General features: G+C 67.4%; 8 protein-coding genes and 1 rRNA gene. 4 read left to right on the top strand and 5 right to left on the bottom strand.

Annotation, left to right across the window (positions count from 1 at the left end):
* Positions 1-3: 3 nt before the first annotated feature.
* Positions 4-116, top strand: a 5S ribosomal RNA gene (gene rrf, locus QZM15_RS29765).
* Positions 117-219: 103 nt separating this feature from the next.
* Here rrf and QZM15_RS29760 read toward each other — a convergent pair.
* The 5 genes from QZM15_RS29760 to QZM15_RS29740 form a co-directional block, all read right to left on the bottom strand.
* Positions 220-684, bottom strand: coding sequence for a GNAT family N-acetyltransferase (locus QZM15_RS29760; protein WP_226234280.1), 465 nt, complete (start codon positions 682-684; stop codon positions 220-222).
* Positions 685-836: 152 nt separating this feature from the next.
* Entirely contained in the window at positions 837-1,208 is a 372-nt protein-coding gene (locus QZM15_RS29755) for a nuclear transport factor 2 family protein (RefSeq protein ID WP_302107807.1), read from the bottom strand.
* A gap of 55 nt (positions 1,209-1,263) precedes the next feature.
* Positions 1,264-1,863 (bottom strand): hypothetical protein, encoded by a 600-nt coding sequence (locus tag QZM15_RS29750; protein WP_302107806.1) that lies wholly within the window; start codon positions 1,861-1,863, stop codon positions 1,264-1,266.
* A gap of 194 nt (positions 1,864-2,057) precedes the next feature.
* Entirely contained in the window at positions 2,058-3,311 is a 1,254-nt protein-coding gene (locus tag QZM15_RS29745; protein ID WP_302107805.1) for an SMI1/KNR4 family protein, read from the bottom strand.
* Between the two features lie 119 nt (positions 3,312-3,430).
* Positions 3,431-4,435 (bottom strand): AraC family transcriptional regulator, encoded by a 1,005-nt coding sequence (locus tag QZM15_RS29740; RefSeq protein ID WP_302107804.1) that lies wholly within the window; start codon positions 4,433-4,435, stop codon positions 3,431-3,433.
* A 142-nt stretch (positions 4,436-4,577) separates the two neighbouring features.
* Between QZM15_RS29740 and QZM15_RS29735 the strand changes: the two genes are divergently transcribed.
* Genes QZM15_RS29735 through QZM15_RS29725 form a run of 3 tightly spaced genes read left to right on the top strand, consistent with a single transcriptional unit; the run spans position 4,578 to position 8,235 of the window.
* Positions 4,578-6,245, top strand: a complete 1,668-nt coding sequence (locus QZM15_RS29735; protein WP_302107803.1) for an acyl-CoA synthetase — start codon at positions 4,578-4,580, stop codon at positions 6,243-6,245.
* A 13-nt stretch (positions 6,246-6,258) separates the two neighbouring features.
* Positions 6,259-7,026, top strand: a complete 768-nt coding sequence (locus QZM15_RS29730) for a 3-hydroxyacyl-CoA dehydrogenase (RefSeq protein WP_059578885.1) — start codon at positions 6,259-6,261, stop codon at positions 7,024-7,026.
* 18 nt (positions 7,027-7,044) lie between these two features.
* A complete protein-coding gene (locus tag QZM15_RS29725; protein WP_302107802.1) occupies positions 7,045-8,235 on the top strand; it encodes an acetyl-CoA C-acetyltransferase in 1,191 nt (396 codons plus the stop codon).
* Positions 8,236-8,244 lie beyond the last annotated feature (9 nt).

The following is an 8,244-nucleotide window of genomic DNA, read 5'->3' as shown; positions in this document are numbered from 1 at the left end:
TTGCCTGATGACCATAGCGAGTCGGTCCCACCCCTTCCCATCCCGAACAGGACCGTGAAACGACTCTACGCCGATGATAGTGCGGATTCCCGTGTGAAAGTAGGTAATCGTCAGGCTCCCTAAGCCAGAAACCCCCGCCCGACAAGGCGGGGGTTTTTGCATTTCGGCCTCCCGAGAAGCTTGATGCAGCGAGCCATCTTGCTGCCATCCGTTCATCCATCAGACCGTGATCCGCAAGATCGGAAAAAATCGGCCCGGGATCGCTCTCGATTCTTTTTCGCCGATCTTTTCAGCTCCCAGCGCCAGATAGAACGACGCGGCATTCGGATCCGCTTCGATCACGAAGCTTTGGATGCCTCTCGCAGCGGCTTCGGCCCGAACCGCTTCCCACAGCGCACGGGCGACGCCTCGCCCCATGTAATCAGGATGGACGAACAGCCATCCGGGCGTTGGTCGATCCGATTCCGATGATGCTCGGACCCAGAATCCGATGATTGTCTCACCCGATTGCGCGAGATAACCGATCGACCCTTCGATCGTCTCCGGCGAAATCGTGAGATCGTTTTGCCACAAGTCGAGCCATTCCTTCGGGTAGCCCCAGTGCGCCTTCGACAGGCGCGCCAGTTGCGTGAGCTCGTCCGAATCCGCGCCACGCGCAGCACGCACGGTAAATAGCATATGCATTTCGTCTCTCGTCATTGCCGGCTGCCGGCATCCCCTCGCGCAGCGCTTTTATCGGTGCATCGTCCGGATCGCAGTGTCTCACCGCTCAACCGACAGCCTGCTCGCTCGCCGCAGTATTGCGCGACACGCGTCAAACGCGTGCGCCGGCGCAGCTACACGACCTGCGATGCATGTCCGGCGACGACGCGCCAGTTGGCGCCCGATCGACGCCAGAGCCGCGTATAGGCAAACTTGCCGCAGAATGCCGTGCCATCGAAATGGCCGGCGAGGGTCGCTCGCGTCGTGGTCAGGATCATCTCGTCGATCGCGCATGCACGCATGTCGAGGACGTCGAGCGTGTCGAGACGCAGAAGCCTCGCGCGATGTGCGGCCAGGTCGTCCGTTTTCGAGATGATCTGACCGGTCGGGACCGTGAACACCAGATCATCGTCCAGCAGCGCATCGAGCGCTTCGACATCATTGGCCAACATCGCCGCACGGAGCTCGGCTTCGGCGGGTTCGATGACGGTACGGATTGCATCCATGTCGGGCCTCGCATCATTTCGGAAGGGGAAGCGGCACGGCGGCGACAGACGCAGCCTACCGCGCGTTCGACAACGACTGACGCCGGACCAGCATCACCATGCAGATACCGGTCGACGCGATGAGGTTGACGGCCGGATAGAACGCGACCGCGACGCTCCAGGTGCTCAGCGCCAGCAACGCCAGCGTGTACTTGAGCACGCACAGCGCAAAGTAGGCGAGGCTCTCGCTCCACGGATCGCGGATCGCCTTGCGCACGGTCGGGCCGAGGCGGGCGAGCTCGATCAGCGTAACGAGACAGATCGACACCGTCGGATCGTCGGTCAGTAGCCACAGCGGAATGGCCGACAGGGCCGCGCACAGGAACAACCAGTCGACGCCCGTCCAGCCGCGCTCGCCGCGAAACAGACTGGCGATCAGCGTCAAAAAGCACGTGACGGCAATCGCTGCCGTGCACCATGCGGACGGCCCGGCGCCCGCGACGAACTGGCCAGCGGCCGCGATCGCCGTGACGATCGACCACACGAGCCACGTGAACAGATGCGGGCGAACGATGCGCCGGTAGATCGCGAGCGCGTAAGGAATGGCGGCCAGCAACGACACGGCCGTCCCGATCGCGCCAAAGATCGAAGCGGCTCCCTGATCGACGCTCACCATCGACGCAACCTTGTTCGGATCGGCCGACCAGTATGTGCCGTGACGGATCGGAGTGCAACGTCATGCGTGCGCTGCGGTGCGGTGAGCGTCATGCAGATTCGCACCGGAACGCGGAAGCAACCCGGCCCAAAACAAACGGCACCGGGAATGCGATGCCGCCGGAAAACCCACCGCGCGTCGATGCCTGGGTGGCGTCAGTACTCGAACGTCCGCAGGCGCGCTGCGTGTGCTTCGAGCCCGTCGAGCCCGAGATAGTGGCTGAGCTTGCCGGCGCGAACCTTGCGGATGTCGTCCTTCATCTTGTCCAGCAGTTTTTCGCTCGCCGCGCGATAGGCTGCTGCTGCATCGGCGCCATGGGCCGACAGGGCCGCGCCGATCAGCCGAGCGCTATCGGCGCCGCCGCCCGCGACGCAACGCGCCATCGCGTCGGCATCCGGCTGCACGCCGGCGTCGAGCAGCGCACGCATCAATGCGACCGGCACGTCGCCGGACACGGACGCGAGCGAATCCGGTGCAACCGGTGCGCCCAATTCGAGCAACGCGGCGGCTGCGGAAAACTTTCGGCACCGCAGTGCGTAATCCGTCGGGATCGAACTGCCGGCGAGCGCCATGCCGAGATCGGCGACCAGCGGCGCCAGTCGCGCGATGAGTGCCGCATCGTCGTGATCGATCGCATGACGTAATGCGTGACGCACGAGCACCGGCTGCGAGCCGAGCGTGCCGTCGGCGAGCGGCGTGCGCCAGTCGATCACCGCTTGCCGATAGAACGCGATCAGCTTGTCGGCCAGCGATGCGGACAGGCCATGATCGTCGCGGCGTTCATCGACGTATTCGAGCAGCGTGACGCCGGTGCCGGGTTCGCCGCCGGGCTCCAGTGGATCCGCATGAAGCTGCAGCGCGCCGAATGCCGTGTACAGATCGGGTGCGACCGTCGCGAGGCCGTCCTCGTGCATCGCCCCGCGCCACGCAGGCGGCAACCCTTGTTTCCAGGCGAGCACATGACCATCGTCCCGGGCGCCCGGCTCCGTCACGACGTAGATGCGGTCGCAATATTCGAAGCCGCCGAACGGCAGCGCGCCGATTTTGCCGTTCCACGTGCGGGCGTTCTCCTCCGCGGCTTCTTCGGCCAGTTCGAGTTCGTGGTCGATCCAGCCTTGCAGGTCGCGATAACCGTCGCTGCCGTTGTAGAACAGTTCGCTCCAGCCGATCGCTTCGACATTGCCGTTCATCTCCAGCGTCAGGTCGTAGTCGAGGCTGCCGCCGGCCGTGATACGCCACAGCTCGAGCAACGGGAGCGGAATGTCGCCGTGACAGCAGGCCTGTACGGCCGCGATCTGGTCGGCCGGCATCGGCGGTTGCGCATCGAAGATCACGCGGCCGGCAAACAGTACGATGCCGTGCGCGCGCAGATCGGCCAGTTCGGTATCGGAAAAGAGGTTGGCTTGCATCGAGCGTCAGCGGTAAGGGTTGATCGGATGTGTGCCGCGGTTCATCGACGATGGACGCCCCGCGGATGGTCGCATCGTATCGGCGGCACCTGACGAGACGCGTCGAATCCACCGGTCATTCAAGACTCCGCCTCCGCCGCATGGACGTCGCGCCGAAACGCGCCGGGGCTCGTGCCGGTCCATTTCCGGAACGCGCGATGAAACGCGCTCGGCTCGGTGAAGCCGAGCTCGGCCGCGATCTCCGCGACGCCGAGCGCATGCCCGCGCAACAGCGATTGCGCCAGCGCGCCGCGCAACTCGTCCTTGATCGCGGCGAAGCTTTGCCCTTCGCTGCGCAAACGCCGCCGCAGCGTCGCGGGCGTCGTGTCGAGCCGCACGGCCAGCGTGTCGAAGTCGGGCCACTCGGCGGCCGGCAGCGCCTTCAGGTGCGCGCGTGTCTTCGCGACCCAGCCCGTGTCGTGCCGGTAGCGCACGAGCAGGTTACCGGGCGCACCGCGCAGGAAGGTCTTCAGCGCCTGTTCCGAACGGATCGTCGGTAGCGCGAGGTACGCGGCGTTGAATGCGAGCCGGCTGTCGGGCCGGTCGAAATGCACGGGGACGCCGAAGAACTGGTGATAGTCGCTGCGCTGGCCGGGGCTCGGGCACGCGAAGTCGATGCGCTGCAGCGGGATGCGCCGGCCGATCAGCCAGCACGCGACGCCGAGCAGGATCAGCCAGAACGTCCGGTACGCGAATGCCGGGTACGGCGCGCCCGATTGCGTCAGCACGATCTGCGCCTGCCCCTCGGCCACGACGAGTTCGCCGTGCGGCTCGTCGAGCACTACCCGCAGGAACTTCAGCGCGCGCCGCAGCGCCTTGTCGAGCGTGCCGGCATGCAGCACCGCGTGGCACAGCAGCGTGAAGCTGCCGCGCCGCATCGGACGCGCGGCGAGCCCGAAGAATTCGTCGTCGAGCGCGCCGGCGATCGCGAGCCACAGCCGGCCGTACTGCTGCGGCGTGACGGGCTCGCGCACGGCGGCCGGCAACCCGGCGGCGCGCAGCACGGGCGCGGTCGGCAGGTCGCGCCGGCGCAGGCACGCGAGCGCATCGTCGACGAAATCCGGCGAAATCATCTGCGGCCCCATTTTCCTGCGTCCTCCGACATGGCAAAAGCGATCACGATTCTAGATTCCGTTTGTCATTGATTGCAATGTAGCGGCTGTCTACTATCGATGTATCCCCGTCGCGCTCTGGCTCGTCGGCGGCCATAACGTACAGGAGACACGCATGCCTGAAGGAGCTACCGCCCGGGCGGTGCCGGCCTACGCCGACGCCGTGGCCCGGTTCAGTATCGAGACCGCCGCCGCGCAACTAGCCGGCGATCTGGAGCGCGGCCTGAACGCGTGCGTCGAGTGCTGCGACCGGCACGCGAAGGCCGACGCGATCGCGCTCGACTGGATCGATGCCGGCGGCCGGCACCACAGCTTCACGTTCGCGCAGATGCAGGCGCTCTCGGCCCGGGTCGCGAACCTGCTCGTCGCGCAGGGCGTGAAGCCGGGCGACGTGGTGGCCGGGCTGCTGCCGCGCACGCCCGAGCTCGTCGCGACGATCCTCGGCACGTGGCGCGCGGGCGCCGTGTACCAGCCGCTGTTTACCGCATTCGGGCCGAAGGCGATCGAGCACCGGCTGCGCATGAGCGGCGCGCGGCTCGTCGTGACGAACGTCGCGAATCGCGCGAAGCTCGACGAGGTCGCCGATTGCCCGCCGGCGGCGACGGTGTGCGAAGCGGGCGAGACACTGTCGGCGCACGACATCGATTTCCGCGCGGCGCTCGACGCACAGTCCGATACGTTCGAGCCCGTGCTGCGCAAGGGGTCGGACCTGTTCATGATGATGTCGACGTCGGGCACGACGGGCTTGCCGAAGGGGGTGCCGGTGCCGCTGTACGCGCTGCTCGCGTTCGGCGCATACATGCGCGAGGCAGTCGACCTGCGCGAAGGCGACCGGTTCTGGAACATCGCCGATCCGGGTTGGGCGTACGGGCTCTATTACGCGATCACCGGCCCGCTGCTGCTCGGCCATGCGACGACGCTGTACGAGGGCGGCTTCACGGTCGACAGCACGTATGACGTGATCGAACGGCTCGGCATCACGAGCCTCGCCGGCTCGCCGACCGCGTTCCGGATGCTGATGGCGGCCGGGCCGGAAGCGGCCGCGCGCGCGAAGGGCCGGCTGCGCGTGGTAAGCAGCGCGGGCGAACCGCTGAACCCGGAAGTGGTGCGCTGGTTCCACGCGGCGCTCGGCGCGCCGATCCACGATCACTACGGCCAGACGGAACTCGGGATGGTCGTGAACAACCATCATGGCCTCGCGCACGTGGTGCACGTCGGTTCCGCCGGCTTCGCGATGCCGGGCTACCGTGTCGCGGTGCTCGACGAAGCGGGCCGCGAGCTCGGCCCCGGCGAGCCCGGCAACCTCGCGATCGACATCGCGCGCTCGCCGCTGCTGTGGTTCCGCGGCTACTGGCAGCAGGACACGCCGGCGATCGCCGGCGGCTATTACCGGACCGGCGACAACGTCGAGCTGGAGCCGGACGGCGCCGTGAGCTTCATCGGCCGCGCGGACGACGTGATCACGTCGTCCGGCTACCGGATCGGCCCGTTCGACGTGGAGAGCGCGCTGATCGAGCATCCGGCCGTCAGCGAGGCCGCAGTGATCGGCGTGCCCGATCCGGAGCGCACGGAGATCGTGAAGGCGTTCGTCGTGTTGTCGAAAGGGTTCGACGGCACGCCGGAACTGGCCGAGGAATTGAGTCTGCACGTGAAGCGGCGACTGTCCGCTCACGCTTATCCGCGCGCGATCGATTTCGTCGACGCGCTGCCGAAAACCCCGAGCGGCAAGATCCAGCGCTTCGTATTGCGCAAGATGGAAGCCGAGAAGGCCGTTCAACCTTGAATATGGACTGCGAATGAATATCGAGGATCGCGTTTTTCTGATTACGGGCGCAGGTTCCGGCCTCGGCGCCGCGGTGGCGCGCATGGTCGTCGCGCAAGGCGGCAAGGCCGTGCTGCTGGACGTCAACGAGGAGGCGGGGGCGAGTCTCGCCAACGAACTCGGCGCGGCCGCGCGCTTCGTGAAGACCGACGTGACGAGCGAGGCCGACGGTCAGGCGGCCGTCGCCGCCGCGCGCGATGCGTTCGGTCGCGTCGACGCGCTCGTGAACTGCGCGGGCGTCGCGCCGGGCGAGAAGGTCGTCGGCCGCGACGGCCCGCATTCGCTCGACCGCTTCGCGCGCGCGGTGTCGATCAACCTCGTCGGCACGTTCAACATGATCCGGCTGGCCGCCGAAGCGATGTCGAAGCAGGACGCGAATGCGGAAGGCGAGCGCGGCGTGATCGTCAACACCGCGTCGGTCGCGGCGTTCGACGGGCAGATCGGCCAGGCCGCGTATGCAGCGTCGAAAAGCGGCGTGGTGGGCATGACGCTGCCGATCGCGCGCGAGCTCGCGCGCTTCGGCATTCGCGTCGTGACGGTCGCGCCCGGCATCTTCGCGACGCCGATGATGGCCGGCATGCCGCAGGACGTGCAGGACGCGCTCGGCAAGAGCGTGCCGTTCCCGCCGCGGCTCGGCCGCCCGGAAGAATTTGCGGCGCTGGTGCGCCACATCGCCGAGAACACGATGCTGAACGGCGAAGTCATCCGTCTCGATGGCGCGTTGCGCATGGCACCGCGCTGACACTGGAGGAAGCGAATCATGACGACTCAGGATCCGATCGTAATCGTGGGTGCGGCCCGTACGCCGATGGGCGGTTTTCAGGGCGACCTGGCGGCGGCCGGCGCGAGCGACCTTGGCGCGGTGGCGATTCGTGCGGCGCTCGAGCGCGCGAACGTGCCGGCCGAACGTATCGACGAAATCGTGTTCGGCTGCGTGCTGCCGGCCGGCCAAGGGCAGGCGCCCGCGCGGCAGGCCGCGCTGAAGGCCGGGCTGCCGCTCGCGGCGGGCGCGACCACGGTCAACAAGATGTGCGGTTCGGGGATGAAGGCGGCGATGTTCGCGCACGACCTGCTGCTGGCGGGGTCCGCGGGCGTGGCCGTCGCGGGCGGGATGGAGAGCATGACGAATGCGCCGTACCTGCTGCCGAAGGCGCGCGCGGGCATGCGCATGGGGCACGGGCAGGTGCTCGACCACATGTTCCTCGACGGGCTCGAGGACGCATATGAAAAAGGCCGCCTGATGGGCACGTTCGCGGAGGATTGCGCGCAGGCCTACCAGTTCACGCGCGAAGCGCAGGATGCGTTCGCGATTGCGTCGCTGACGCGGGCGCAGCGCGCGATCGCGGATGGGCGTTTCGCATCGGAGATCGCGCCGGTGACCGTGAAGGCCGGCAAGACGGAAAGCGTCGTGTCGATCGACGAGCAGCCGGGCAAGGCGAAACTCGACAAGATCCCGACGCTGAAGCCGGCGTTTCGCGACGGCGGCACGGTGACGGCCGCGAACGCATCGTCGATCTCGGACGGCGCGGCCGCGCTCGTGATGATGCGCCGCTCGGAAGCCGAGCGCCTCGGCGTCACGCCGAAGGCCGTGATCGTCGGGCATTCGACTTATGCGGACAAGCCCGGCCTGTTCGCGACCGCGCCGATCGGCGCACTGCGCAAGCTGTCGGAGAAAACCGGCTGGAACCTGCGCGACGTCGACCTGTTCGAGATCAACGAAGCGTTCGCGGTGGTGCCGATGGCCGCGATGCGCGACCTCGACCTGCCGCACGAGAAGGTGAACGTGCACGGCGGCGCGTGCGCGCTCGGGCATCCGATCGGCGCATCGGGTGCGCGCGTGATGGTGACGCTGCTGGCCGCGCTCGAGACGTACGGGTTGACGCGCGGTATCGCCTCGCTGTGCATCGGCGGCGGCGAAGCGACGGCGGTTGCAATCGAGCGGATCGCTTGACACGACGCA

This window comes from Burkholderia sp. AU44665 (genome assembly GCF_030504405.1).
Lineage (GTDB): Bacteria > Pseudomonadota > Gammaproteobacteria > Burkholderiales > Burkholderiaceae > Burkholderia > Burkholderia semiarida.
The sequence above is the reverse complement of the archived record's forward strand: the minus strand, read 5'-3'. Positions and strand labels throughout refer to the sequence as shown.